Below are 26,720 nucleotides of genomic sequence, written 5' to 3'. Positions count from 1 at the left end.
CCCCCGTGCTGCGCTCAGGTGTGAGTCAATCGGCGCGGACGAGAGCCTGGGCCAGTGCCGCGAGCCCCGCCCGGTCCACCCCATCGGGCAGCAACGGAAGCTCGATCATCGGCAGCCCCAACTCCACCAGGTCGGCGCGGAGCGAATCCTCCAATTCGCGCCGGATGAGCTGGTCCCGTGCCTCGTCGTGCAACCCGGCCACGATGTCCCGATCGGCCGGCAGCCCGGCGGCGACCAGCCCACGCTTCAGCTCCGCCGCGGTGACCGCCTGGCCGGCGGGCAGCGGGGGTCGCGTGCCGTTGACGATCACCTTCCCGATGCCGAAGCCGAGTGCGGTCAGGTCGGCGATCGCGTCCACCGTCTCCTGTACCGGCATCTCCTCCAACAGCGTGACCACGTGCACCGCGGTCATCGGGGAACGCAACAGGGCGGCGACCCCCTCGCTCTGGGTCTTGATCGGGCCGACCTTGGCCAGCCGGGCCGTCTCCGCCGTCACGTTGAGGAACCGACCGATCCGCCCGGTCGGTGGGGCGTCCAGCACCACCGCGTCGTACGCGCGCCGCTGCCCGGAGGTGCGGGTGGTGGCCTCCTTCACCTTCCCGGTGAGGAGCACGTCCCGCAGACCCGGCGCGATGGTGGTGGCGAAGTCGATGGCGCCGAGCTTGCGCAGCGCCCGGCCCGCCGCGCCGAGCTTGTAGAACATGTCGAGGTATTCGAGCAGCGCCTCCTCCGCGTCCACCGCGAGGGCGCGCACCTCCCCTCCCTCTGGCGCTTCGGCGAGGTGTCGTTCCTCGTAGGGCAGCGGGTCGATGCCGAAGAGTTGGGCGATGCCCTGCCGCCCCTCGACCTCGACCAGGAGGGTGCGCCGACCACCTGCGGCGAGCGCGAGGGCCAGGGCCGCCGCCACGCTGGTCTTGCCGGTGCCGCCCTTGCCGGTCACGACGTGGAGGCGGGCGGGCCATCCGGTACCGGCCGGGTCGACAGGCCGCTCAGCTGCACACACCCGTCGAGCCTATCCACGCCTGGTGATCATGCGACCTCGCAGACCCACCAACCCGTCTTCTGCACCACCGTGAAGCGCAGGTCCTGGTCGGCCACCTTTTCGTCAGAGGTGGTCATGGTGACCCGGGTGGAGACGGTGGCTCGGTCCCCGGTCTGGTTGTCCACCTTCGGGGTGGTCCACCGGAAGCGCGGGTTCTGGTACGCGGAGGCGTATTTCTGCACCTCGGCCACCTTTGCGGTGATCTTCTCGTCGTCGCGGGAGGCGGCGCACACGCGGCTGGCGGCCTTGGTCGCATCGCGATCCTTGTAGACCGCGGTCAGGAACTCGTCGACGGCGACCGCCGGTTCATTGGCGCCCTCCCCGGTCTCGGCGTTGCGCAGGGTCAGGAACGCCACCACACCGCCGCCCACACAGAGCACCATGATCACGACCAGTGCGATCGCGGCGATCAGCAGGCCGCGCTTCTTCTTCGGCTCGGCGGTGCCCTGGTAAGGCGGGTATCCCGGTGGGGACGGCGGGATACCCGAGGGGGCCGGGGTGCCCGGTTGCGTCGCTGCCGCGGCCATGGGGTCGCTCGGCGGGCCGGCAGCGCCAGCCCCGCTGGTCGGCCTGGGGAAGGCCTGCTGGAGGGGAACGGTCGGCTGGGCGGGGAGCGCCGCCGGGGCGGGGGACGTGGGGAGCGCGAGCTGCCCGGACGGCGCGGCGGGGGCCGGCTGACCGGGGACGACCGCAGCGCCGGGCTGAACGCTGGGTTCCGGCTGAGCCGGCGGAAGGGCGGGTGGGCCGGCCTGGTCACCGTTGGGTGGTTGGGTCATCGTCTTTCCCCCGGGGGTGCGGAGCCCGCCGCCACCCCTGGCGTCGAGCGTGATCGAGCGGGCTGCCGGGCGCTGCGCGACCGTCCGACCGGAAGGGTAGCGGTCGATGACCGCATCGGTGTCGCCCCTGCCGCGCCGCGCTGCCCAGCGATCCGGCCGGCGGGACCGGCGTCCGATGCGCGGTCGGGCTTCTCAGCTGGCTTGTGTCGTATATGTGACTGTAGGTGACCAATCGGGCGCGTCCTGTTGGCGGGACTGTGACCACGGACCTACCTTTCGTCCCGGCGCGGGGGCCGGAACGGACGAATGGGTCCGGACCGGAAGCGTGGTCCGAGCGGTACGACCGGAGGCAGTGCATGCGCGACGCGGACAACATCCCTCGCACCCAGTACCCGAACAACGACCGGCCGCGCCGGGCCGGGTCCGTCTTCGAGGCCGGTGGGCAGATCGGCGGCCAGTCGATCAACGAACGGTCGTACCGTCGAATGCCAGAGCAGGCGGAGGTGGCTCGGGCACCGAGCCACCTGGCCGAGCGGGCGCGCGACGACGACGAGCCGGGCTTCGTCATCCACCTGCCGATCCGGGTGCCGAACCTGGCGGCGGCGACCGTGCTGGCCGGCCGGGTCGCGGTGTCCCTGGGCTTCCTCCCCGAACTGGATGCCGGCGAGACCACCGTTTCCAACGCCGACGATCAGAACAACCGCCACCGGGTCTTCTGCGACCTGCTGCTGCCCGACCGGTCCCGCTGCCCGCAGGGGTACGAGCACGAAGGGCTCTGCGGGGAGGTACCGGCCGCGCCGGAGCAGCGTCCCGCGTCCCGCCCGGCCGGCGGACCGTAGGCTGTCCCTCGAACAATTCCGCACCGAGAGGGAGCCCTTCAGCGATGCAGAAGTGGGAATACTCCACGGTCCCGCTGCTGGTCCACGCGACCAAGCAGATCCTCGACAACTGGGGCGAGGACGGGTGGGAGCTCGTCGCCGTGGTCCCCGGGCCGAACCCGGACCAGCTGGTCGCCTACCTGAAGCGGCCTAAGGCGTGAGCGCGAGGAGTGCAGCGAAGCGGAGCCCCGCAGTCGCGAACATCGAGGTGGCCCCGTGAGTAACGGACCGCACGCGAAGCTTGCCGAGCTGGGTCTCGAACTGCCCGAGGTCGTGCCGCCGGTGGCCAGCTACGTGCCGGCCGTGCAGTCCGGGCAGCACGTCTACGTTTCCGGTCAGCTGCCGATCGCCGAGGGCAAGCTGCTCGCGACCGGCAAGGTCGGCGCCGGGATCTCCGCCGAGCAGGCGAAGGATCTGGCCCAGCGGTGCGCGCTCAACGCGTTGGCCGCGGTCGACTCGCTGGTCGGCCTGGAGAACGTGGTCAAGGTGGTCAAGGTGACCGGTTTCGTGGCCTCGGCTCCCGGCTTCACCGGTCAGCCCGCAGTGATCAACGGTGCCTCCGACCTCTTCGGCACTGTCTTCGGCGAGGCCGGCCGCCACGCCCGCAGCGCCGTAGGGGTGGCCGAGCTGCCCCTCGACGCCCCGGTGGAGGTCGAACTGATCGTCGAGGTCGCCTGACGCGTCGCCACCGCGATCCGCAGCCCGTCCGGAAGGGTCCCCTTCCCGCCAATCACGCGTTAGCAAGGGGCCCTTCCATCGGGTTGGGTGGGCAAGATCGTGGGGTGTGGTGGGCGGGGTCGTACGATCGCAGCCATGAGCGGGCACGTGACGGCGCCGGCGGCGGCCCTCGCCGACGAGCTGCCGACCTGGGTGACACTGCTGCGTGCGCCGAATCCCGGGCCGATGACCCTCGACGGCACCAACACCTGGGTGCTGCGCGCCCCGGCAGCCGAGTCCGGCGTCGTGGTCGACCCGGGGCCGGCGGACGAGGGGCATCTGACCCGGATCGCCGAGCACGGCCCCGTCGGTCTGATCCTGATCACCCACGGCCACCCGGACCACACCGAGGGCGCGGCCCGGCTGAGTGAACTGCTCGGCGGGGTGCACGTCCTCGCGGTCGACCCGGCGCACACCATCGGCGGTGATCCGCTGACCGAGCCGGGTGAGCAGTTCGGCGGCTTCGGCCTGGACATCCGTCTGCTGGACACTCCGGGGCACACCGCCGACTCGGTCTGCTTCCTCGTCGAGCACGGTGGTGAGCGGGTGGTGCTCACCGGTGACACCATCCTCGGCCGGGGCACCACCGTGGTCGCCCATCCGGACGGGCACCTCGGTGACTACCTGGCCAGCCTGGAGCTGCTGTCCGCGTACCGGGGGATCCCGGCGCTGCCCGGGCACGGCCCGGCGCTGGCCGACTGCGCCGCGGCCGCCGACTTCTATCTCGCCCACCGCCGGGCCCGGCTCGACCAGGTCCGGGCGGCGGTCGCCGCCGGCGCCAGTACGCCCGCCGACGTGGTGGCGGTGGTCTACGCGGACGTGGACCGCTCGCTCTGGTGGGCGGCCGAATGGTCGGTCCGGGCGCAGTTGGAGTATCTGGGTGTCGGCACCGGGGAATCCGCACCCGGGGTCAGTGGGTTGGAGCACATGTGACCTGCCCCGTGTGTGGAACCGTTGCCGTTCCCGGTGCGCGGTTCTGCCACAACTGCGGTGCCGCGCTGCCGGCCGCCGCCACGTTGCCGGCGGCCGAGCGCCGGGTGGTCACCGTGCTCTTCGGCGACCTCTCCGAGTTCACCTCCTGGTCGGAGGATCTCGACCCGGAACGCGTCGGCGCCGTCACCGACCGGGTGCTCGCCGCCCTCGCCGGTGCGGTGAAAACCTTCGGCGGGCACGTCGACAAGTTGACCGGTGACGGGATCATGGCGGTCTTCGGTGCGCCGGTGGCGCACGAGGACGACGCCGAACGTGCTGTCCGGGCCGCCCTGTCCATGCAGCGGGCCGTCCGTCGGGTGCTCGACGACGAGCGGGGCGGCGGAGCGCCGCTCGGGCTGCGGGTCGGGCTGAACACCGGCGACGTCATCGCGGGCATCCAGGCCGCCATCGAATACACGGTCATCGGCGACACGGTGAACACTGCGGCCCGGCTGGCCGACGCCGCCGCGGTGGGCGCGGTCTATGCCGGTGGGCGCACCGTCACCGCCACCCGGCACGTGTCCTCCTGGCGGGCGTTGCGCCCGCTGCGGCTCAAGGGCAAGCGTGAGCCGGTCGAGGCGTACGAGCTGCTGGGTCTGCTGGACGCGCCGGGCACCCGGTCGGGGCTCGGCGACGAAGCGCCGTACGTGGGCCGGGAGACAGAGATCGGCCGGATCGCGGGTCGGCTCGCCGAGGTGATCGACCAGGGGGACCCGCGGGTGCTGCTGATGACCGCCGAGGCGGGCATCGGCAAGTCCCGGTTCGCCGCGGAGGTGGAGCGCCTCGCCGCCGGGTACGACGTGGGCGCAGGCCGGTACGCGGCGCACACGGGTGCACGGGTGCTCTCGGTGCGCTGCGCCGCGTTTGGTGAGCGGCGCCGGCTGGCGCCCCTCGCCGACCTGGTGCGTGCCGCCGTCGGCCTGCCCAGTGACGCCTCCACCGCGCTGACCCGCCCAGCGGTGGAGGAGAGGCTGCGGCGGCTCGGGCAGCGGCTCGCCCGCTCCGGCGGTGATGCCGCGCCGATCGCCATCGAGCAGCTGCTCGCCCTGCTCGGCTACGCCGAACTCCCGGCACACGCAGGCACGGACACCGGCGAGTGGGGCGGGTCCACCACCCCGGCCGCGGATGCCGAGGTGGTGCCGAACGCGGTCGCCGACCTGCTCAGTGGGCTCGCCTCGGAGGCGCCACTGGTGATCGTGGTGGACGACCTGCACGACGCCACCGCCGAGACGATCAATGCACTCGGGCTGGCCCTGTCCAGGCTCACCGGCCCGGTGCTGGTGCTGCTGCTCGGCCGTCCCGAGTTGGTGCGTACCGCGGGCGCGCTGACCCGGGTCGCGGACGCCGAGGTGCACTCCCTGCCGCCGCTGCGCGGTGCCGACGCGGCGCGGCTGCTGACGAGTTACCTCGGTGGCGGCAAGTTGCCACCGGCCGACGCCGACCGGCTGCTCGCCACCGCTCAGGGCAACCCCTTCTACCTGGCTGAGCTGGTCACCCTGCTCATCGAGCGCGGGGCGCTCACGGAATCAGCGCCCGGTGTCCGCGCCCCCGAGTCTGCGCCCGGTGTCCGCGCCGCGGTGGAGCGGCCCGCGCCGGGTGAGCGGGAGCAGAGCACGTCGGCCGGTTGGCGGTTGGTGCCGGGTTCGCTGGGCAGCAGGCTGCTCTCCCGGGACCTCGCCGCAGTGCTGGCCGCCCGGATCGACGCGTTGCCGCCGGACGCCCGTTCGGTGCTGCGTGATGCCGCGGTGATCGGTGACACGGTGCCGACCGGTGCGCTGGAGGCGATGCGTGAGCAGCGTGCCGGCCGCGATGGTCGGCCGTCGGCAGTGGTCGCGGTGGAGCTCGACCGGGCTGTCGAGGAACTGCTGCAACGCCGGATGCTGCACCGCTCCCGTACCGGTTACTCGTTCGCGACCCCGCTGATGCGGGAGGCCGCGTACGCCGGGGTGAGCAAGGCCGAGTTGGCCGAGCGGCACGCGGCGTTGGCCCGTTGGGCGGCACCGGCGGACGAGGCCACGACCAGCACCGTGGGCGGGTTCACCGACGAGGCCCGGGACGACTTCGTGGCGACGCACGTCGAGCGGGCCGCCAGGCTCGCCGACGCGGTCAAGCTGCGTCCGGACGCGCCAGCCCGAACGGTGGTCCCGCTCGGCGTCGCCGCGCTCGGCCGGGCCGCCCGCCGGTCGCTGTCCGCCGGTGAGCCGGTGCTGGCCGTCGAGTACGCCGAACGCGCCACCGAGCTGGCTCGCGACGGGGTGCCGGCGGCCGATCGGGTGGTGCACGCACGGGCGCTGCTCCAGGTCGGTCGCGTCGCCGACGCGCTCGCGTACGCCGAGAAGATCGCCGCGAACGCGGGCGACGAGGCAACCCGGGTCAATGCCCTGCTGCTCGCGGGGCAGGCCCAGGAGACTCTGGGGGATCAGGGTCGGGCGGTCACCGCCTGGCAGGAGGCGTTGCAGGTGGCCACGGCGGGCGGGCTGCCCGTGCAGCGTGCCACGGCGATGCGCCGGCTCGGCATGGCCGACTTCGTGGCCGGCCGGCTGGGTCAGGCGAGTAGCCGGTTGGCTGCCGCGTACCAGGTCAGCCTCGGTGCGCAGGACCGGCGCGGGCAGGCCTGGTCCCTGCAGAACCTGGCCTGGGTGACCACCACCCGGGGTGACTTCGCCGGCACCGATGCGGTGCTCGGGCGGGCGGCCCGGCTCTTCGCCGAGCTGAAGGACCCGTACGGGCGGGCCTGGCTGCGCGGCACGACGGCATTCGCCCGGCTGCTCGCCGGCCGGCTGCGCGAGGCGTGTCGGATGGCGCAGGTGTTCCTGCCCTTCGGCGAGCGGGTCGGTGAGGCGTGGGCGGTGGGCACGCTGCGGGCGGTCGCGGCGTTCGCCACCGCCGAGTTGGGTGACCTGGCCGAGGCGGACCGGGAGGCCCGGAGGGCGTACCGGGAGTTCGCCGCCGCGTCGGACGACTGGGGGCGCGGGTTCGCGCTGGTCGTCCGGGCGGTGGTGGCGCGCGGGCTGGGCGAGCCGGAGCACGCTGCGGACCTGCTCACCGACGCTCTGGCGTACGCGGAGCGCACCTCGCACCCGCTGCTCACCGGGATGGCCGGCACGCTGCGCGGCTTCGTCGCGATGGACATGGGTGACTGCGAGACGGCCGAGCGGGTCGCCCGCGCGGTGCTGACCGCTGTGGAGCCGCACAACCCGCAGGCCCCGGCGCAGGTAGCCCCCCGGGTGCTGCTGGCGACGGCGCGTCTGGCCGCCGGTGACTCGGCGACCGCGGTCGGGCTGCTCGCCCCGGTGGCCACGGTCGCCGCGAACGCACCGTCGCTGCTCTTCTCCCGCCGACAGACGATGGCCCAGTACGCGTCGGCGTTGCTCGCCCATGGTCAGCGTGAGCAGGCGTTGGACTGGGCTCGGCGGGCGGTCACCGCGCCGGCCGAGGACGTGCGCAGCCAGGTGCTCGCGGCCAGCGTGCTCGCCGAGGCGCTCGCCGCCTGTGGTGAGCCGCAGGAGGCTCTGTCCTACGCGGACGAGGCGGTCCGCCTGGCGTACTCGACCGAGCAGCGCAGCGAACGCGACGCGGCCAATGCCCTCCGAGCCCGCCTGGCCCCCCTCGCCCTACAGGGTTGATCAAGAGGTTTGCGTCAGCAAGCCGGCTTCCGGTGATCGAAATTCTTGATCAACCTGTTGGGGTGGGGTTGGGTTTTGTCGGTTCTGGGGATGTGGTTGTCGGGGTGAAGGGCTAGCGTGTCAGCACCGCGTGCCGGTCCACATTGGTAACCGTCGCCGTGCCTGGGGAGGCTCTTCATGAAGCTGCCGCGTTCCATCGCGGGCTGGACCATCGCGGTCTTCGGCGTGTTGGCGCTGGTGATGGGCACGGTCGGGCTGCTCTGGCCGGAGGCGCAGTTGCGCATGCTCGGGTTAGAGGTGCCGGAGACGCGTGCCGTCGGTGACCACACCGGCACGTTCCTGCTGGCGTCCTCGATGGCGGCGTTCAACATGGGCGTCTACTACCTCCTCGCCACGGTCACCGAGTGGCGGGCGTTCTACCGGTTCACCGTGGTTTTCCGGCTGGTTACGTTCACCGTGTTCACCATCGCCGTGCTGGCCGACATCGCCCCCGACCGGTTCTTCGGCGTGGCGGCCTGGGAAGGGCTGGGGGCTGTGGCCACCGCCGTTGGCCTGCGTCTGGATGCCCGCCGGGGCGCGCCCGCCGGCGAAGTCGCCGAGCCCGATGGTTCCGGGTCCGCTGCGCCCGCCGAGGAGGGTACCGGTCCGTCCGGTGCCGCTCCGGCGGATGCGGTGCGCTGAGGCACTGGCCGGGTTGGGTATTTTCGAGCGGTGACCGACACCCCGACCGGCGGCCTGCCGGTGCCGATTGTGCCTGGTCTGACTGATTTGCGGGTCTTTGCCCGGGGCGGGTACGCGACCGTCTACCAGGCCACCCAGATCTCCGTGGGTCGTGAGGTCGCCGTCAAGGTCGAGAACCGGACGCTGGACAGCGAGCGGGATCAGGCCCGTTTCCTGCGCGAGGCGCGGGCAGCCGGCCGGATGTCGTCGCACCCGCACGTGGTGGACCTCTTCGACGTCGGGGTCACCGTCGACCAGCACCCATACCTGATCATGGAGCTCTGCGACGGCTCGTACGCCGAACGGATGCGGAGTTCACCGCTGGACCCGGTGGAGGCCCGGGACCTCGGCATCAAGATCGCTGACGCGCTGGCCCACTCCCACGCGGCCGGGGTGCTGCACCGGGACGTGAAACCGGCCAACATCCTCTACTCGGGCTTCAACTCGGCCGTGCTCGCCGACTTCGGGCTGGCCGTGCTCGCCGAACACCGGGACGCCTCGGTCACCCTGGAGGTGCTCACCCCGGCGTACGCGCCGCCGGAGATGTTCAGCCACAGCCCGCCGTCGCCGGCCGTCGACGTGTACGCGCTCTGCGCCACCCTCTACGCGGTGATGCACGGTCGGCCGCCACGCTGGCAGTCCGAGCGCAACCCCAGCCTGGTCACCGTGTTGGAGATGTTCAACCAGCCGCTCCCGGCCCTGCCCGGCGTACCGGACGAGCTGATCGACGTGTTGCGCGCCGGCATGGCCAACGACCCGGCCGAGCGCCCCTCCGCTCTCGAACTGCACGACCTGCTCGCCAGCCTGCCCCTCGGCCCACCGTCGGCGCCGGTCAGCGGCGCCCCGACCAGCGGTGGCGCAACCCGCTCCGGCCCGTACGCGGCCAGTCAGCCGGTGCCCCGGCCGCCCATCGAGGACACCCAGCAGACGGTCCCCGGTGGCTGGCCGCGTTGGCGGCGCTGGTTCCTCGGAGGTGCCGGGGTGCTCGCGCTCGCCGGCTCCGCCACCGCCGGTGCCTGGATCGCCGATCGGGCGCCACCGCCCTCCCCGAACCCGTCGGCCACCCAGATCGCCGCACCGGCGACCGGGCCGCTGCCCGGCTGCGTGACCGGCACCGGTCCGCCCACCGCCCTGCCCGAGGGTGCCCGGTGCATGCCCGAGCTGGAATGCTTCGGCCCGGTGCGGATCCGTGGCAGCCGCGCCGAGGCGACCCGGCTGTCCTGCGCCGACCGGCATACCTGGGAGACGTACGCCGAGGGCATCCTGCCGGTGTCGCTGGTCGGCGCCGACTACGACGAGGTGATCGCCGCCCAGCCGGTGCGGCAGGTCTGCAGTGTGACGACGTTCCGGTTGACCACCGGGATCGCCGAGCCGAGCGGCTGGCACCTGGAGGTGCTCCCGCCGGTCGACGGCAGCATCGACCGGGTCTACCGGTGTCTGGCCGGGCGGGGCGTGGACGCGCTCGCCGCGCCCACCCTCACCGGCCGCTGAAGCCGTTCGACCCGCGCCGCCGGTCACGCACCGCACGCAACGCGTCCCGACTGTCCAGGGCGTCGAGGGTGTCCGCGTCGATCCCGTACGGCATCAGGTCCGCCGGCCCGGCGGTCGTCGACCGGTCCACCGGCTCCGGGTCGTCGACCTGACGGGCAGCGGAGGCGGCGACCCCGGCGACCATGGTCAGCAGGACGCAGAGCAGCGCGAGGACCACGCCGAGAAGGTCTTGTCGGCGCCATAGGAGCAGCATGACCAGCGGTGCGAGGGCTCCCAGTGCCGCGAGCACCGCCACCGTCCGCGCATCGGGCCTGGACAATCGACTCACCTGTCCAGCATGTCGTGACATCGGCGGCTGTCAACCGCAGAGCGGAACGCCACGCCGGTCGACCGGTCCGTTCGACGTGACCCGCCCCGTTAGTTGGCCATCTCAGTGGTTGAGGTAGGTGAGGACTGCGAGAACACGCCGGTTGGCGTCGTCGGCCGGCGGCAGGTCGAGCTTGGCGAAGATGTTGGTGATGTGCTTCTCCACCGACACCGGTGCCAGGACGAGTGCGGCGCAGATGGCCGCGTTGGACAGGCCCTGGGCCATGAGGCCGAGCACCTCCCGTTCCCGTGGGGTGAGCCCGTCGACCCCGTGGTTGTGGCTGTTGCGGGTGAACAGTTGCCGTACCACTTCCGGGTCCAGGGCCGTTCCCCCGTTGGCGACCCGCTCCACCGCGTCGAGGAAATCGTCGAGGGCCGTTACGCGGTCCTTGAGGAGGTAGCCGACACCGCCCCGACCGTCGGCGAGTAGTTCCACCGCGTAGGCCCGTTCGACGTACTGGGAGACGATGAGCACCTTGGTGTCCGGGTCCGTGGCACGCAGCGTCAGCGCGGCGCGGAGTCCCTCGTCGCGGAAGCCGGGTGGCAGTCGAACATCGACGATGGACAGGTCAGGTCGGTGTTCGGCGACGGCCGCCAGCAGGGCGGGTGCGGTGTCGACGGCGGCGGCGACGGTGTGGCCGGTGTCGGTCAGCAGCCGCACCATGCCGTCCCGGAGCAGCAGCAGGTCCTCGGCGATTACGATGCGCATCAGTGGGGCAGCTCCGCGGACAGGACGGTGGGACCGCCGGGTGGACTGGTGATGGTGAGTTGGCCGTCGAGTGCCTCGACGCGGCGGCGCAGACCGTCGAGCCCGGAGCCGGACGGGTCGGCGCCGCCCTGTCCGTCGTCGACGAGCGTGACGGTGACGGTGACGGCGGTGCGGGCGAGAGTGACGACACAGGTCCGGGCGTCGGCGTGTTTGCCCGCATTGGCGAGACCCTCGGCGATGACGAAGTAGGCCGCCGACTCGACCGCCGGCGGGTAGCGATCGTCCGGGTCGCCCCGAACCTCGACGGCCAGTGGGCTGTCGCCGGCCAGGGCGGCGACAGCGGCGTGCAGCCCTCGGTCGGTGAGGATCGGCGGATGGATGCCACGTACCAGCCGGCGCAGCTCGGTGAGGGCGTCGTCGAGCTGTCGACGGGCGAGGTCGACGTCGGATGCGGCGGTCGCATCGGCTGGCAGCTTGCGAGCAGCCAGTGCCAGGGTCATGCCGGCGGCCACGATCCGGGCCTGGGCACCGTCGTGCAGGTCCCGCTCGATTCGACGCAGCTCTGCCGCCTGGGCATCGACGACCCGACGGCGGGTCTGTACGAGGCGGGTAGTTTCCTCGACCAGGCACCGGTGCGCGCCAGGTGCCAGGAGGACCCGGGCCGTCCGGGCCTGGGCCAGCCCGGCGGTCCGCAGGAACCACGCGGTGACCGGCAACAGCAGCACGCCGAGGATGGTCAGGCCGAACCGGCCCGGCATCGTCGTCATGAGGGGATCCATCGGAAATGGTGCGCGCGGGTTCGGCACCGCCCACGCCCAGGCCGGCGCCACGACGGCGGCGAGGTCGACGACAGTGGCCACGATGGCGGCGATCCCGCCCGCCAGGCCCAGCGGAAACAGCACGACCAGCCAGGCCAGGTCTCGCCAGGTGGCCGGTTGCGTGGCGACCGCGCTGACCCGCTGCTGGACGGTTGCGCCTTCGATCGGCAGGTACGGCGCGGGGATCGCGCTGCCGAGCACCCAACCGGCCCGGTGCCGCTCCAGGTCCGCGAGGCGCCGGGTCACCCAGGCGGTGCCGAGGAACGCCGGGCCGCCGGCCAGCGTGATCGACAGTAGGCCGACGCCGAGGATGATCGCCAAACTCCAAAGGAGACCGACAAAGCCGGCGACGATGCTGCTGACCAGGTACGCCATCGCCGACGCCGTTGTGCGTATCATCGCGGCGATCCTACCGACGGCGAGCCGACACCGGAGGACGGCCGCCGGCCGGACCCGGCCCCCGACGATCCGGGGGATGGGTCCGAACGGCGTTCCGGTCGTGGGCACCGTCAGCGCCCGTCGCTCAGTGCCGGCAGACTGCGCCGTCGCAGCAGAACCCGCGCCGGTACGGCACCCGCGACCAATCCCAGGGCCGCGACACCGCCGAACATCCCCGCGTACCTGGCAGCGTCGACGAACACCCGCATCGTGCCGTCCTGGGCGGTGCTGAACGCGCCGACCACGATCGCGGTGACCAGGACACCCAGCGCCATCCCGACAGTGACCGTGATCATCGCCTCGCGTCCGACGATCCGGTGGAGCTGCCTGGTCGTCGCCCCTGCCAGGCGCAGGTCGGCGAATTCGCGGCGGCGCGCGGCGGTGGCGATGGCGAAGGTGTTGACGACCGCGATCGCCGTGAAGCCGAGGGAGATGACCACCATGAGCTCCCAGGCACCCTGGTTCTGGATGTCACCGGCGGGTGCCGCACCGAGCGTGGGGGTCAGCCGAAGGCTGGGCCACGAGGCGGCGATCCGCTCCGGTACGTCGCCGCTGTAACGCAGCCCGACCGCGCTGACAAGTCCGCGTGGATCGTGCGCCGCCACCAGGTCTGCGGGCAGTGCCAGGTCGCCGAACCCCCGGGCTCGGGCGTACACCCCGGCGAGGCGCAGTTGGACCTGGTAGCCGTCGGCGAGCCAGACCGGCACGTCGTCGCCCACCCGCCAGCCGTACTGCTTGGTCACGTACTCGCTGGCGGCGAACGTGCCATCGCCCGGCAGCGTCCCGGCTCGTAGATCGAGGTCGAGCGCCGCCTCGGTGCCGGCGACCAGCAGACCCTGCGTCGCGTAGTCCTCGGGCTTGCCACCCTGCTCGACGATCGCCCGCGTCGGCAACGTCGCTGCCGCGCCGGTCACCCCGTTGAGTGCGAGGAGTTCTCTGACGGTACTGAGCGGCAGCCCGCCCGGTGCGGTCACCTGCGCTGTCGCGGCTGCCGTCCGGGCCGCCTGCTCCTGCCCGGTCAGTTTGTCCAGCAGCGCGCTGTTGAGCAGCATGGTGGCATTGATCGTGAACATCAGCACGAGCGGGACCGCGACCGCCGCGACCCTTCGCCGCTCGGCCCGGGTGACCAGGCCGGCCAGCCAGCCGGTCGCGCCGCCGATGCCGATGAGACGGGATACCGGTGTGGTCAGGACCCCGACCAGCCGCGGTCCCAGGGCCGCGACCGCGCACATAAACAGGGCGGACGACACGAAGCTCATGCCCATTCCGAGCGGTCCGTCGAGCGGAATGAAGATGAGCAGGGCGATTGCGCCGGCGGCGGTCACCACCGCGAGGGCGGTCCGCAGGACGAGACCACCGGTCGGCGCGTTCGCGGTCTCGGCGAGTGCCTGCGTCGGTGCGATGCGCACCGCTCGGCGGCTGGCGATCCAGGCACCGATGAAGGTCACCAGCATCCCGGCCGCCGCGGCGGCGATGAGCACGATCACGTTGGTCTGTACGACGAACTGGGCCGGCACCGCGCCCAGTTTCTCGAACCGGGCAGCCACCACGTGGGCGATCACCACACCCAACGGTATGCCCGGCAGTGCGGCGACCCCGGCGAGCAGGAGGCTTTCCACACCGAGGAGGCGGCGCAGCTGGGCGGGGGTCGCGCCGGCAGTGCGCAGCAGGGCCAGCTCGCGCAGACGTTGACGTACCCCGAGCGTGACCGTGCCCGTGAGGACGAAGACGGCCGCGAACGCCGTGATACCGATGACGAAACCGAAGATCGAGATCGGCCCGATGTAGTCGGGCAGGGCGCCGGGCAGGTCGGCCCGGACTCGATCGTCACCGGTGAGCACGGGCGCGTCCCCAGCGACCTCTTCGACGGCTTGGCGGAGCGCGACCAAGTCGGTGTCGGGTCTGGCCAGGACGGCCACTGCGGTCGGCCCGGGCAGCCCCGACACCGACGTTACGTCGGAATCGGCGACGAACAGGGCGCCCTGGGCGGGCAATCCGTCCCGCCCGGCCGGCGCGGCGATACCGGACACGACCAGGGTGCGGACGCCGGTCTTCGTGGTGACGACGAGCCGTCCACCAACAGTGGTGCCCGAGCGGTTGGCAAGGTCGGCGTCGATGACGGCCTGGCCCGGACCGGGCGCCTCGCCGGTGCGCAGCGAGTACGGAGTCAGCCGTGCGGAGCCCCACCCGTGTCCGATCACGGGAGCGTCGTCGGCACCGTGCAGGAGCAGTCCGTCCGGCGTGCCGGCCTGGACCGGGAAGGCGACGTCCGCGGTCGCGGCCGCGACGCCCGGAAGGTTGCCCAGCCGACCGACGAGGTCCGCCGGCAGCGAGCCGGCACCGGTGAGCTGCTCGGACTTGACCTTGACCTTGCGCTTGACCTTGTCCTTCTTGTGTTTGGTGGTGACCTTCTCAAGGGTCACGTCGCGGTCGCCCGACACGACGATCGACGCTGCCGCGAACCGGTCGGCCGGCGGCTTCGCGGTGAGCACCGAGGCGAGCAGCAGACCGCCGCCGGCGAGTAGGGCCACGGCGAGCAGCGCGGCGAAGAACGTGCCCGCGTAGGCACCGCGGTGCTGGCGCAGCGTGCCGAGAGCGAGCCGGATCATCGGACGGTCACCGCCATCATCTGTGCCGCGATCTTCTCGGCGGTGGGGTCGGCGAGCTCCGTGACGATCCGCCCGTCGGCGAGAAACACCGCGCGGTCGGCCCACGCCGCCGCAGCCGGGTCGTGCGTGACCATGACGATCGTCGTGCCGACGCCGTCCACCGCTTCGCGCAGCAGTTGGAGTACCTCGCGGCCGGTCGACAGGTCCAGCGCCCCGGTCGGCTCGTCGGCGAAGATGACCTCCGGTCGGCTGGCCAGGGCGCGGGCGAGGGCGACCCGCTGCCGCTGACCTCCGGACAGTTGGCTGGGCCGAGCGCTTTCCCGTCCGGTGAGCCCGACGCGGCGAATCACCTCCTGCGCCCACTTGCGGTCCGGTCGTACTCCGGCCAGCCGTTGTGGCAGCAGGATGTTGTGCCAGACCGACAGCGAATCCATCAGGTTGTACGACTGGAAGACGAAGCCGACCCGCTGCCGCCGTGCCTCGGTGAGCTGCGGTTCACGCAGCCCGCCAATGTCCTGACCGGCGAGGAGCACCCGTCCGCTGTCCGGCCGATCCAGGCCCGCCGCACAGTGCAGAAGCGTGGACTTGCCCGAGCCCGAGGGTCCCATCACGGCGCAGAACGAACCGGCCTCGAAGGCGACCGACACGCCGTCCAGCGCCCGGACACCGCCCCCGCCGGCATAGGTCTTCGTCACGTCGAGCACTTCGACGACCGGCCCTCGACCGGGGGTCACATCGCTGTTTCGCATAGCGGAAAGCCTGGTCGAGACGGCGTTTCCGGAACACACGGCGGCCCATGATCTCCTTGGTGGGGAAACCCCTACCGGTCCGATCAGTACGGTGGGCGTAGTGCCGCTTCGGCGGCGTCGGCCAGTTCGTCGGCGACCTGCGGGTTGGCCGAGTTGATCGCGGCGGTCCACAGCACGTCGGTCGGCGTCGCGCCGGCCATCCAGCGCCGCATCGTCTCCTGCGCCCCGTCGGGCAGGGGGCCGTGGTACGACCAGCCGGCGACGACACCGGCCAGGTGCCGCGCGGTGGGCTCGCCCGGAACGGCCGCGAACTCCGCCAGGTACGGCCCGAGGTCGACCTCCAGCCCCGCGACCGCCTCCAGCAGGTCCCAGGCCGAGGTGGTGGACGGAAACTCCACGAGGGTCCGTTGCCACCAGCACTTGAGGAACCGCTCGACGGCCGCGCGCTCGGCGGCCGGCCAGTCCTGCCACTGGTCCGCCATCCGGTCGATGACGGCGTCTGCATGCCGGTGCCGCATCTCGCCACTGGCGAACGCCTCGAACAGCCGGGGCAGCAGGTGCGGTACCTCCGTCCCGTCCCCCCACGTGCTCCGGTTCGACAGGTAGGCATCGAGTTGGTCCACGGTCAGCTTCCGCAGCGGAGTGCGGGCGAAGAGTGCCACGTCGGCCCGGTCCACACAGTGCTCGCAGGCGGCCATGTCGGCGGGCATCGGGTGGTGGGCGAAGGCGGCGTAGAGCCGCTCCACGACCCGCTCGAACTCGACATCGTTGGGCACCCGCCCAGTATTTCAACGGGGGTCAATGCGAATTCACGCGCCCGGGACGGCACCCGTATATACAGTCCATCGGTATATGCTGCGGTGATGGCGAAGGCTTCCATGCAAGAGTCGACCTATCTGATTCTCACCGCGCTCGTCGAGGCCCCGCGGCACGGCTACGCCGTCCTCGACGAGGTCCGCCGGATCTCCGACGGACGCGTCGACCTGCGCGCGGGCACCCTTTACGCAGCCCTGGACCGGCTACGAACCGAGGGTCTCATCGACATTGAGCGCGAGGAGCAGGTGCAGTCCAGGTTGCGCCGGTACTACCGACTCACCGCCTCCGGGGTGCAGCGCCTGGCCGAGGAGTCGGCGCGTCTGCGGAGCAACGCCGACGCGGCGAGCGTGCGACTGCGCCGTGCCGGCCTCATCTTCGAAGGCGGTGCGGCGTGACGTTGGAGCAGGCATACCGGTGGCTGTTGGGGTGCTATCCCCGTGCGTACCGGCGGCAGTACGAGGACGAGATGATCGGGGTGTTGCTGGACGACGCGACGCCGGGCCAGCGCCGACCCGCCGCACGAGACGTGCTCGCCCTGCTCGGCGGGGCGTTTCGTGCACACGTACGCCAGGTTGGCGCTCGACTCTCGGTCGACGCCTGGCGGGAAGCGGCGCAGGTGCTGGGCCTGATCGCCGCGCTGGTGTTGTTCGTGCGCGCAGCGCGCCTTCCGGTGCTGCACCTGGCCCTGCTCGCGGACGGCTATCCCGATGGGCTCGGTCAGGAGGTCGTCTCGTGGCCGGTTTGGCTCGTGTCGGTGGTGTGGCTTCTCGTGGCGATGTTGGCCGCGTTCGGGTGGAGCCGGACGGCAGCCGCGATCGCCGTCTGCGCCGCGGCCTTCGAGGTGGTGCGTGTCGCCCAGGATTACGCGCAATATTCCACGGTGTTCAATCTCTGGCCCGCCGTGCTCGCCGCGATGGTCCCGGTGGCGCTCGCCGTTCGCGCTCCCCGCTCGGCCGGGGCGGTCGTCGCACACTGGCGGCTCGGCCTGCTGACGACTGCCACGCTGGTCGGCGTCGCCGCTCCGAGCATCGCCACCGTCACGTCAGCTGATCGCCGGACGGAACCCGTTCGAGGCACCTGGATATTCACCGTCGGCGTCGGCCAGATCGAGGCGATCCTGCTGACCGTGGGATACCTGCTCTTCGCTCTCGCCGTCCTGTCGACGCCGGCGGTGCTCCGGCGGCGCGTGCTCGCGCTGCTGGTCCCGGTGGGCGTCACGCTGGTGCTCACCCGAGTGCTGCTCGGGACCACGGGGACCTTCTTCGAGCGGTCCACCGACGACGGTGTGCTCGCTGCGCTCACCTCGGCGCAGTGGACGACACTGCTGCTGGCGCCCGCGTTGCTCTTCGCGGTGGCCGTGGCCATCCTGCACCACCGGGAGCGGCCGGGCCCGCGACACGTGTGAGCACGAAGCCAGTGCCGCGCTCACGTGAGCGCGGCACTGGGCGGCTCAGTAGGACTTGTCCTGACCGAGGACGTGTTGGGCCACGAAGTTGAGGATCATCTCTCGACTGACCGGGGCGATCCGGCCAGCCCGGACCGCGCCGAGCAGGGTCGCCACCCCGTACTCGGTGGTCATGCCGGCCCCGCCGAGCACCTGGACGGCGGTGTCCACGGCGAGCGCCGCCGCCTCCCCGGCCGCGTACTTGGCCATGTTGCTGGCCACCCCGGCCTCCAGGTCGCGGCCTGCGTCGTACAGGGTGGCCGCCTTCTGGATCATGAGGCGGGCCAGCTCCACCTGCACCGCGGCGTGTGCCAGCGGATGTGAGACGCCCTGGTGCGAGCCGATGGTCCGGCCGCCCCAGACCTTGCGGGTGGCGGTGTACTCACTGGCCCGCTCGATGGCGTACCGGCCGGTGCCGGCACCCATCGCGGCCACCGTGATCCGTTCCGGGTTGAGCCCGGCGAAGAGCGCCGGCAACCCGGCGTCCAGCGACTCACCGAGCAACGCGTCGCCGGGGAGTCGCACGTCATCCAGGTAGAGCAGGAACTGGTTCTCCGGGGACACGATCTCCATGTCCAGCTTGGACCTGGTCAGCCCAGCCGCGTCGGTCGGCACCAGGAACAGCGCCGGCTTCAGCTTCCCGGTGGACGAGTCCTCGGTTCGTGCCACCACCAGCACATGGCCCGCCTCGTCGACACCGGAGATGTAGCACTTGCGACCGGAGAGCAGCCAACCGTCGCCGTCGCGGCGGGCGACCGTGCCGAGCCGGTGAAAGTTGGAACCGGCCTCCGGTTCGGTGATCGCGAAGACGATCTTCTGGGAGCCGTCGGCGAGGCCGGGCAGGTGCCGCTTGCGCTGCTCCTCGGTGCCATGCCGGTTGAGCACCGTGGCCGCGATCGCGGGGGAGACCACCAGCAGCAGTAGCGGGCAGCCGGCGGCCGCCAACTCCTCGCAGACGATGGCCAGGTCGGTGATGCCGCCGCCCCCACCGCCGTACTCGGTGGGGATGTTGACCCCCAGGTAGCCGAGCCGGCCGGCCTCGGCCCAGAGTTCGGTGGTGTGCTCGCCGGCCTTCGCCTTCTCGACGAAGTAACCGTGGCCGTAACGGCGGCCCAACGCCCGCACGGCGTCGCGCAGCTGGTCCTGCTCAGGGGTGAGGTCGAAGGTCATCGCGGGTTCTCCTCCGTGGTGTCGATGACGGCCAGCACCGCGCCGGCGCGCACCTGACCGCCGGCCGGCACCGGCAGTTCGGCGACCACGCCGTCGGTCGGGGCGACGACGGGATGTTCCAGCTTCATCGCCTCCAGGGTGAGCAGCGGATCGCCGGCCGAGACCCGCTGGCCGACCTGGACGTGCACCCGAGCCACCGCGCCAGGCAGCGGCGCGAGCAGCGAACCGGCGGCCACCGCCGCGGTGGGCAGCGGGAGACGCGGCAGCTCGACCAGGCTCGCCGCCCCGTCCGGGCCGTCCACGAACACCGCCGACCCCACCCGGTGTACGAGGTACGCGTGCCGCACCCCGTCGACGTCGAGCACCACCCGGCCCGGGGTGGCCTCGACCAGCGCCACGTCCGGCCGTTCGACGGTGGCATCAGCGCCGGGTTCGGTGGACCACTCGGCGAGCCCGCCCGTGCGGTCCAGCCGGTAGCGGACCTCGACCGCACCGTCCGGCCCGCTGAACCGGGTCACCTGCGGGACGGCCGGCACGTTACGCCAGCCCGACGGCAGCCCGGCCAGCACCGGCGCCTCGGCGCGGCGACCAGCGGCGGAGGCGAGTGCCGCCGCCAGCGCGGCCAGCGGGAACCGGTCGGCGGGGAGCAGAGGGGCGAAGACCTCCGCGTGCCGGTCCAGGAACCCGGTGTCGATCTCGACGGCCGCGAACGCGGGGCTGCGCAGCACCCGGACCAGCAGGTCCCGGTTGGTGGTCACCCCGTGCAACTGCGCCCGGGCCAGCGCGGTGGACAGCAGTCGGATCGCCTCCGGGCGGGTGCGGCCCCAGGCGACCAGCTTCGCCAGCATCGAGTCGTAGTGCACCCCGACCACCGAGCCGGCCACCACACCCGAGTCGAGCCGCAGGCCCGGCCCGGCCAGCCCGCCGAACTCGGCCGCCACCTGAGGGACCGCGAACCGGTGCAGAGTGCCGGTCGCCGGTCGCCAACCCGCGGTCGCGTCCTCGGCGCACAGGCGTACCTCGATCGCATGGCCGGTGCTGACCGGCAGGGTCGCCGGCAGTGGCTCACCCTCGGCCACGAGCAGTTGCAACCCCACCAGGTCCAGCCCCGTGCACAGCTCGGTGACGGGGTGCTCCACCTGGAGCCGGGTGTTCATCTCCAGGAAGAAGAACTCCCCACCCGGGGCGAGCAGGAACTCCACCGTGCCCGCACCCAGGTAGTCGACCGCGCGGCCAGCGGCCACCGCCGCCTCGTGCAACGCCGTCCGCACCCGCTCCGGAACGACCGCCGGCGCCTCCTCGACGATCTTCTGGTGCCGGCGCTGGATCGAACACTCCCGGTCACCGAGGGCCACCACCCGACCGTGCGCGTCGCCGAAGATCTGCACCTCGACGTGCCGGCCGCGTTCCACGTACCGCTCAATGAAGACCGTGCCGTCACCGAACGCGGCAGCCGCCTCGCGGCGCGCCGAGGCGACGGCCTCGGCCAGCCCACCCCCATCCCGGACGATCCGCATCCCGCGCCCGCCGCCACCGGCGGACGCCTTGACGAGCACCGGAAAATCGGAGATCGCATCGGTGTCGGACCAGCTCGGCAACATCGGCACACCCGCCTCGGCGAGCAGCGCCTTCGCCGCCAGCTTGTCGCCCATCGCGGCGATCACCTTGGCCGGCGGCCCGACCCAGATCAGCCCCGCGTCGGTCACCGCCGCCGCGAACTCGGCGTTCTCGGCGAGGAACCCGTAGCCCGGATGGACGGCGTCCGCGCCGCTGCGCCGCGCCGCGTCCAGGATCAGCTCGACCCGCAGGTACGTCTCGGCCGCAGCGGCACCGGGCAGCCGGACCGCGTGGTCGGCCTCGGCGACGAACGGCTCGGCGGCGTCCGCGTCCGAATGCACCGCGACCGTCTCCACACCGAGCGCCCGGCAGGTCGCGAAGACCCGGCGGGCGATCTCCCCCCGATTGGCGACGAGCAATCTGCTGATCATCAGCGCTGGACCTGCCTTTCGTTCGCGACTGCGGGACTCCGCTTCGCTGCGTTCCTCGCGCTCACGGGCTACATCCGGAAGACGCCGAAGCCATCGGCGCCCTTCACCGGTCCGCTGTGGATCGCCGAGAGGCAGAGCCCGAGGACCGTACGCGTGTCCCGAGGGTCGATCACCCCGTCGTCGTAGAGCCGGCCGGAGAGGAACAGCGCACCCGACTGCGACTCGATCTGTTGCTCGACCATCATCCGCATCGCGGCGTCGGACTCGTCGTCGTAATCGCGCCCACGGGCGGCGGCAGCCTGCCGCGCCACGATGGAGAGCACCCCGGCGAGCTGAGCGGGACCCATCACCGCCGACTTCGCGTTCGGCCAGGTGAACAGGAACCTCGGCTCGTACGCCCGGCCACACATGCCGTAGTTGCCGGCCCCGTACGAGGCACCGAGGTTCACCGTCAGGTGCGGCACCGTCGAGTTGGACACCGCATTGATCATCAGTGCGCCGTGCTTGATGATGCCGCGCTGCTCGTACTCCGTGCCGACCATGTAGCCGGTGGTGTTCTGCAGAAAGATCAGCGGGGTGTGCGCGGCGTTCGCGAGCTGGATGAACTGGGCCGCCTTCTGCGCCTCCTCGCTGAACAACACCCCGCGGGCGTTGGCCAGCACGCCAACCGGGTACCCGTGCAGCTCACCCCAGCCGGTGACCAGCGCGTCCCCGTACGCGGGCTTGAACTCGTCGAAGTCGCTGCCGTCCAGGATCCGGGCCAGCACCTCACGCGGGTCGAACGGCACCTTCAGGTCCGCGCTGGTGATGCCGAGCAGCTCCTCCGGGTCGTACTTCGGTGGCTGTGGCACGGCCGTACGCGGCGGCGGGCCCTGCTTGTGCCAGTTCAACCGGCGTACGCACTGCCGGGCCAACCGGATGCCGTCCCGCTCGTCGGAGGCCAGATAGTCGGCGAGCCCGGACGTGGCCGCGTGCATCGCCGCACCGCCCAGCGACTCGTCGTCGGTGACCTCGCCGGTCGCCATCTTCACCAGCGGCGGCCCGGCCAGGTAGACCTGCGACCGGTCCCGAATCATGATTACGTGATCGGACATCCCCGGCACGTACGCGCCACCGGCCGTCGCGTTGCCGAAGACCACGCTGACCGTGGGGATGCCCGCCGCCGAGAGCCGGGTCAGGTCACGGAACACCCGACCACCCGGAATGAAGATCTCCGCCTGCGTGGGCAGGTCCGCCCCGGCCGACTCGACCAGGTTGACCATCGGCAGCCGGTTGGCCAGGGCGATCTCGCCGGCCCGCCGGGTCTTCGCCAGCGACCACGGATTGACCGCGCCGCCGCGTACCGTCGGATCGTTGGCGACGATCAGACACTCCACGCCCTCGACCACCCCGATGCCGGTGACCACGCTGGCCCCGACCGGAAAGTCCGTGCCGTACGCGGCGACCGGCGACAACTCCAGGAACGGGCTGTCCGCGTCCACCAGCAGCTCGATCCGCTCGCGGGGGAGCAGTTTGCCGCGCGCGTGGTGCCGGGTCACGTACTTCGCACCGCCGCCGGCCCGAGCCTGGTCCAGCGCGGCGTCCAACTCGGCCAGTCGGTCCAGCAGGGCCGCCCGGTTCGCCGCGTGCCCGGGTGTGGACACCTCGACCGCGCTGTTCAGGATGCTCACAGCCCCATGCCCTTCGCGATGATCTCATTCATGATCTCGGTGGTGCCGCCGCCGATGCCGAGGAGCCGGGCATCGCGGTAGTGCCGCTCCACCTCGGCGTCGCGCAGGTAGCCGAAGCCGCCATGCAACTGCAACGCCTGGTCGACGACCTGGTCACAGGCGGCCACCGCCACGTTCTTGGCCATCGCCACCTCGGTCACCACCGGCTCGCCCGCCGTCACACGGAGGGCCACCTCGTGCACGTACGACCGGGCCGCCTCTGCCCGGGTGTGCATTTCGGCCAACCGGTGCCGGACCAGCTGCCGACTGGCCAGCGGACGGCCGAAGGTCTCCCGGTCCCGGCACCAGCGCGTCGCCAGTTCGACACAACGCTGAGCGGTGGCGTACGCCTGCGTCGCCAACGAGAGCCGCTCCGCCGCGAAATGCTGCATGATCGCCAGGAAGCCGGTGTTCTCCGCGCCGATCCGGTTGGCCACCGGCACCCGCACGTCGACGAACGACAGCTCGGCGGTGTCCGAACAGTGCCAGCCCAACTTCTCCAACCGCCGCCCCACCGTGAACCCGGGCAGTCCCTTGTCGATGACCAGCAGGGTCAGCTCACCGCTGCCGGGGAAGTCGGTGCAGACCGCCGTGGTCACGAAGTCGGCCCGGTGCCCGCTGGTGATGTAGGCCTTCGACCCGTTCACCACGTAGTGGTCGCCGTCCCGACGAGCGGTGGTGCGGATGCCGGCCACGTCGGAGCCACCGTCCGGTTCGGTGATCGCCAACGCGCCAATCATCGTGCCAGCCAGGGTGGGCCGGACGTACCGATCGATCAGGTCATCGTCACCGGGCGTCGCCGCGACGCCGAGTCGGCCACTCAGCGAACCGCCGCTACGGGCACCCGCCGCCGCAACCATGTGCGGCAACGCGATGCCATGCGTGAACAGGGCCGCCACCAGCCCGGACGAGCCGCCGGAGCGGATCAGCTCCTCGGTCACGATGATCGAGTCGAGCAGGTCACCGCCGCTGCCACCAACCGACTCGGGGAAACCGATGCCGAGCAGGCCGAGCTTCGCCGCGGTGGCGTGCAGCGCCCGGGGCACCTCACCGGCCCGTTCCCAGTCGTCCAGGTGCGGCAGCACCTCGCGCGTCACGAATGCGCGGGTCAGCTCGCGCAGTTGTCGCCGCTCCGGGGTGTCCACGATGCTCACGGCGTCACCTCTGTTCGCGACCGCGGGTCTGGCCCCGGTGGCACGTCAGCCGGCAGGTCGACGATCCGGGCGCGCAGCAACTCGCCGAGCGCCTTGGCCTGCGGGTCGAACCGGGTTGACGCGGCCACCCCTGCCCCGAGCAGGCCCTCGATCACGAAGTTGACCGCGCGCAGGTTCGGCAGTTCGTAGCGCCGCACCGTCAGCGGCGCGGTCTCCGGCAACAGCTCGGCCAGCCGCTCGACGGTCAACCAGGCGCGCAGCCACGCGTACCCGGCTTCGGTTCGTGCCCAGACACCCAGGTTGGCATCCCCACCCTTGTCCCCCGAGCGCGCGCCGACCAACTCGCCGAGCGCTCCGCGTCGGGTCGGGCCGTCGACCGCCGCTTCGCCACCCGAAACTGTCTCGGCGGCGGCGGCTGCTGTGGGGGCGGAGGCGGTGCGGAGCGGCGGGGCGATCGGCACCCGCTCGCCGCGCGGCAGCACCGCGACGTGCGCCACCGCGTCCTGCGGTATCGCGTCGGCGGTGAAGACACCGTACGGGGTCGCGTCGCCCGGCAGGGTGGTCAGCGTGCACCCCGGGTACGACGCCAGCGCCAACTCCACCGCCGCCGCCGAGAAGGCCCGCCCGGCTCGCGCCTTGTCGCCGTCGCGAAGGTGGACGTGGAGCAGGGCGCTGGCCGCCTCGGTGTCGGCGGCATCGGGGTGGTCGGTCCGGGCCAGCACGAACTCCAGCCCGTCCTTGCCCACCGCCTGCTCGACCTGCCCCCGGACCAGAGCGGCCTTCGCCTCGATGTCCAGACCACAGAGGACGAACGTCATCGAGTTGCGGAAGCCGCCGAGGTTGTTGACGCCCACCTTGAGCGTGGCCGGCGGTGGCGTACCGCGGACCCCGGAGACCTGGACCCGGTCCGGCCCGTCGGCCCGCAACGTCACCGTGTCCAGTCGGGCGACCACGTCCGGCCCCAGGTACGCCGGCCCACCGATCTCGTAGAGCAGTTGGGCGGTGACCGTCTCCACGGTGACCGCGCCGCCGGTGCCCACGTGCTTGGTGAGCACCGTTGAACCATCGGCGTGCACCTCGGCGATCGGGAAACCGGGCCGGTGCCCGCCGTCGGGCAGTTCGGTGAAGAAGCTGAAGTTGCCGCCGGTGACCTGTGCACCGCACTCGATCAGGTGCCCCGCGACGGTCGCCCCGGCCAGCTCGTCGAGGTCGTCGCGGCCCCACCCGTACCGGGCGATGGCCGGGCCGACCACCAGCGAGGCGTCGGTGACCCGGCCGGTGACCACCACGTCCGCACCGCCGTCGAGACAGGCGGCGATCCCGAACGCGCCGAGGTAGGCGTTCGCGCTCAACGCGTCCGGCCGCTGGATCGTGTCGCCCTCGACGTACCCCACCCGGGCTGGCAGGCCGAGCCGGTTGGCGAGCTTGTCGATGGCGGCGGCCAGGCCGGCCGGGTTCAACCCGCCGGCGTTGGTCACGATCCGCACTCCCCGGTCGAGGGCGGTGCCGAGGCACGTCTCCAGTTGACGCAGGAACGTCTTCGCGTAGCCCAGGTCGGGGTCGCGCAGCCGATCCCGGGCGAGGATCAGCATCGTCAACTCGGCCAGGTAGTCGCCGGTCAGCACATCCAACTCGCCGCCGTCGAGCATCTCCCGCCAGGCGGTGAACCGGTCGCCGTAGAAACCGGAGGCGTTGCCGATGCGGATCATGCTCGTACTCCGTCTCCGCCTGCCGGCTCGCGACCGGCACCCGGGGGGCCGGCGAACGCCTGCGCCACGTCGAGCCACTCGTCGGCGACCGGCCCGGTGGCGACCAGGGCGAGGTCCGCGCGGTGTCGGCGCTGGGTGACCAGCAGGCAGAAGTCCCGAGCCGGGCCGGTGAGCCGGTCGGCGGCGTCCGCCGGGCCCCAGCTCCAGATGTCGCCGCCGGGCCCGACCAGCTCAACCCGGACCGGCGCCGTCGGTGCCGCCCGGCCGTGCGCGGCGAAGCCGTGCCCGAGGGTACGCACACCGAGGTGCGCCACGTGCCGGAGTCGGTCGCTGTCGGGGCGGACGACGCCGAGTGCGTCGGCCACGTCCGCGCCGTGGGCCCAGGTCTCCATGATCCGGGCGGTCGCCATCGAGGTGGCGGACATCCGGGTGCCGTACCAGGGCAGCTTCCCACCGGCCGGAACGGCGGCCAGTGCGTCGACGAGCGCGGTCCGGCCGGCCCGCCAGCGGGCGAGCAGTTCGGCCGGCGGGGCGAGGAACTCTTCGGCCCCGGCGTCGACCATTCGGGTCGGGTCCGGTGCGGCGGTGACCGTCGCGTAGAACGCCTCGGGATCGGTCGCGGCCAGCAGCGCGACGTGGTCGGTCCACGCGAGGTGGGCGATCTGGTGCCCGATGCTCCAGCCAGGTGCGGAGGTCGGCCTCGCCCAGTCGGCGGTGGGCAGTGGGGCCACCAGGGCGTCCAGTTGGGCGGACTCGTCGGCCAGGTCGGTGAGCAGGTTGCTGAGGTCGACCATGGTGCCTCCGGTTGGTGGTGGCCGG

Annotated in this window: 22 protein-coding genes and 2 pseudogenes; 10 read left to right on the top strand and 14 right to left on the bottom strand. The window is 72.1% G+C overall.

The features are described from left to right. Positions 1 to 25 precede the first annotated feature (25 nt). Both bagA and JOD64_RS13015 read right to left on the bottom strand, forming a co-directional pair. On the bottom strand, positions 26 to 1,003 hold the full coding sequence (gene bagA, locus JOD64_RS13020; RefSeq protein ID WP_204942475.1) for an ATPase BagA: 978 nt from the start codon (positions 1,001 to 1,003) through the stop codon (positions 26 to 28). A gap of 26 nt (positions 1,004 to 1,029) precedes the next feature. Then, on the bottom strand, positions 1,030 to 1,569 hold the full coding sequence (locus tag JOD64_RS13015; protein WP_239560766.1) for an Rv0361 family membrane protein: 540 nt from the start codon (positions 1,567 to 1,569) through the stop codon (positions 1,030 to 1,032). Between the two features lie 605 nt (positions 1,570 to 2,174). Between JOD64_RS13015 and JOD64_RS13010 the strand changes: the two genes are divergently transcribed. The 8 genes and pseudogenes from JOD64_RS13010 (at position 2,175) to JOD64_RS12980 (ending at position 10,222) form a co-directional block, all read left to right on the top strand. Then, positions 2,175 to 2,657 (top strand): hypothetical protein, encoded by a 483-nt coding sequence (locus tag JOD64_RS13010; protein WP_204942473.1) that lies wholly within the window; start codon positions 2,175 to 2,177, stop codon positions 2,655 to 2,657. Positions 2,658 to 2,701: 44 nt separating this feature from the next. Then, on the top strand, positions 2,702 to 2,857 hold the full coding sequence (sp36, locus tag JOD64_RS13005) for a Sp36 family protein (RefSeq protein WP_007466198.1): 156 nt from the start codon (positions 2,702 to 2,704) through the stop codon (positions 2,855 to 2,857). Positions 2,858 to 2,912: 55 nt separating this feature from the next. Beyond that, positions 2,913 to 3,374, top strand: a complete 462-nt coding sequence (locus JOD64_RS13000) for a RidA family protein (RefSeq protein WP_110563671.1) — start codon at positions 2,913 to 2,915, stop codon at positions 3,372 to 3,374. A gap of 135 nt (positions 3,375 to 3,509) precedes the next feature. Further along, positions 3,510 to 4,346, top strand: a complete 837-nt coding sequence (locus tag JOD64_RS12995) for an MBL fold metallo-hydrolase (RefSeq protein WP_204942472.1) — start codon at positions 3,510 to 3,512, stop codon at positions 4,344 to 4,346. Beyond that, positions 4,343 to 5,912, top strand: a pseudogene (locus tag JOD64_RS33945) (adenylate/guanylate cyclase domain-containing protein); the annotation flags it as partial. The gene JOD64_RS12995 and the pseudogene JOD64_RS33945, both read left to right, overlap by 4 nt. Before the next feature lie 95 nt (positions 5,913 to 6,007). After that, positions 6,008 to 8,011: pseudogene (locus JOD64_RS33940) on the top strand (ATP-binding protein); the annotation flags it as partial. A gap of 177 nt (positions 8,012 to 8,188) precedes the next feature. Beyond that, a complete protein-coding gene (locus JOD64_RS12985; RefSeq protein WP_204942470.1) occupies positions 8,189 to 8,692 on the top strand; it encodes a hypothetical protein in 504 nt (167 codons plus the stop codon). Positions 8,693 to 8,722: 30 nt separating this feature from the next. Next, positions 8,723 to 10,222, top strand: a complete 1,500-nt coding sequence (locus tag JOD64_RS12980; RefSeq protein ID WP_204942469.1) for a serine/threonine-protein kinase — start codon at positions 8,723 to 8,725, stop codon at positions 10,220 to 10,222. Here the strand turns inward: JOD64_RS12980 and JOD64_RS12975 are convergent. From JOD64_RS12975 to JOD64_RS12950, 6 genes are all read right to left on the bottom strand, one after another. Further along, positions 10,209 to 10,541, bottom strand: coding sequence for a hypothetical protein (locus JOD64_RS12975; RefSeq protein ID WP_204942468.1), 333 nt, complete (start codon positions 10,539 to 10,541; stop codon positions 10,209 to 10,211). The genes JOD64_RS12980 and JOD64_RS12975 overlap by 14 nt on opposite strands. Positions 10,542 to 10,652: 111 nt before the next feature. Continuing rightward, positions 10,653 to 11,297, bottom strand: a complete 645-nt coding sequence (locus tag JOD64_RS12970) for a response regulator transcription factor (protein WP_204942467.1) — start codon at positions 11,295 to 11,297, stop codon at positions 10,653 to 10,655. After that, entirely contained in the window at positions 11,297 to 12,514 is a 1,218-nt protein-coding gene (locus JOD64_RS12965; RefSeq protein ID WP_204942466.1) for a sensor histidine kinase, read from the bottom strand. Before JOD64_RS12965 ends, JOD64_RS12970 begins: the two co-directional genes overlap by 1 nt. 110 nt (positions 12,515 to 12,624) lie before the next feature. Then, positions 12,625 to 15,162 (bottom strand): ABC transporter permease, encoded by a 2,538-nt coding sequence (locus JOD64_RS12960; protein ID WP_204942465.1) that lies wholly within the window; start codon positions 15,160 to 15,162, stop codon positions 12,625 to 12,627. Beyond that, a complete protein-coding gene (locus tag JOD64_RS12955) occupies positions 15,159 to 15,911 on the bottom strand; it encodes an ABC transporter ATP-binding protein (RefSeq protein ID WP_204942464.1) in 753 nt (250 codons plus the stop codon). Before JOD64_RS12955 ends, JOD64_RS12960 begins: the two co-directional genes overlap by 4 nt. Before the next feature lie 83 nt (positions 15,912 to 15,994). Then, positions 15,995 to 16,687, bottom strand: coding sequence for a hypothetical protein (locus JOD64_RS12950; protein WP_204942463.1), 693 nt, complete (start codon positions 16,685 to 16,687; stop codon positions 15,995 to 15,997). Positions 16,688 to 16,774: 87 nt separating this feature from the next. Between JOD64_RS12950 and JOD64_RS12945 the strand changes: the two genes are divergently transcribed. Both JOD64_RS12945 and JOD64_RS12940 read left to right on the top strand, forming a co-directional pair. After that, positions 16,775 to 17,122, top strand: coding sequence for a PadR family transcriptional regulator (locus tag JOD64_RS12945; protein ID WP_204942462.1), 348 nt, complete (start codon positions 16,775 to 16,777; stop codon positions 17,120 to 17,122). Further along, positions 17,119 to 18,132 carry a hypothetical protein gene (locus JOD64_RS12940; RefSeq protein WP_204942461.1) on the top strand — a complete coding sequence of 338 codons (1,014 nt, stop codon included), beginning with the start codon at positions 17,119 to 17,121 and terminating at the stop codon, positions 18,130 to 18,132. Before JOD64_RS12945 ends, JOD64_RS12940 begins: the two co-directional genes overlap by 4 nt. 45 nt (positions 18,133 to 18,177) lie before the next feature. Here the strand turns inward: JOD64_RS12940 and JOD64_RS12935 are convergent, their stop codons facing one another. From JOD64_RS12935 to JOD64_RS12910, 6 genes are all read right to left on the bottom strand, one after another. Next, complete coding sequence (locus JOD64_RS12935) at positions 18,178 to 19,341, bottom strand: acyl-CoA dehydrogenase family protein (RefSeq protein ID WP_204942460.1); 1,164 nt, start codon at positions 19,339 to 19,341, stop codon at positions 18,178 to 18,180. Next, complete coding sequence (locus JOD64_RS12930; RefSeq protein ID WP_204942459.1) at positions 19,338 to 21,329, bottom strand: ATP-binding protein; 1,992 nt, start codon at positions 21,327 to 21,329, stop codon at positions 19,338 to 19,340. Before JOD64_RS12930 ends, JOD64_RS12935 begins: the two co-directional genes overlap by 4 nt. Positions 21,330 to 21,397: 68 nt before the next feature. Then, positions 21,398 to 22,999, bottom strand: coding sequence for an acyl-CoA carboxylase subunit beta (locus tag JOD64_RS12925; protein WP_204942458.1), 1,602 nt, complete (start codon positions 22,997 to 22,999; stop codon positions 21,398 to 21,400). Continuing rightward, the gene (locus tag JOD64_RS12920; RefSeq protein WP_204942457.1) at positions 22,996 to 24,192 is read right to left on the bottom strand and encodes an acyl-CoA dehydrogenase family protein; all 1,197 of its coding nucleotides are present in this window, start codon (positions 24,190 to 24,192) and stop codon (positions 22,996 to 22,998) included. Before JOD64_RS12920 ends, JOD64_RS12925 begins: the two co-directional genes overlap by 4 nt. Further along, positions 24,189 to 25,901 (bottom strand): acyclic terpene utilization AtuA family protein, encoded by a 1,713-nt coding sequence (locus tag JOD64_RS12915; RefSeq protein ID WP_204942456.1) that lies wholly within the window; start codon positions 25,899 to 25,901, stop codon positions 24,189 to 24,191. The genes JOD64_RS12920 and JOD64_RS12915 overlap by 4 nt, the downstream gene beginning before the upstream one ends. Beyond that, positions 25,898 to 26,695, bottom strand: a complete 798-nt coding sequence (locus tag JOD64_RS12910) for a TIGR03084 family metal-binding protein (RefSeq protein ID WP_204942455.1) — start codon at positions 26,693 to 26,695, stop codon at positions 25,898 to 25,900. Before JOD64_RS12910 ends, JOD64_RS12915 begins: the two co-directional genes overlap by 4 nt. Positions 26,696 to 26,720: the final 25 nt, after the last annotated feature.

The organism is Micromonospora luteifusca, assembly GCF_016907275.1.
Classification (GTDB): Bacteria; Actinomycetota; Actinomycetes; order Mycobacteriales; family Micromonosporaceae; genus Micromonospora; species Micromonospora luteifusca.
This window is presented reverse-complemented; position numbering and strand designations above follow the sequence as displayed.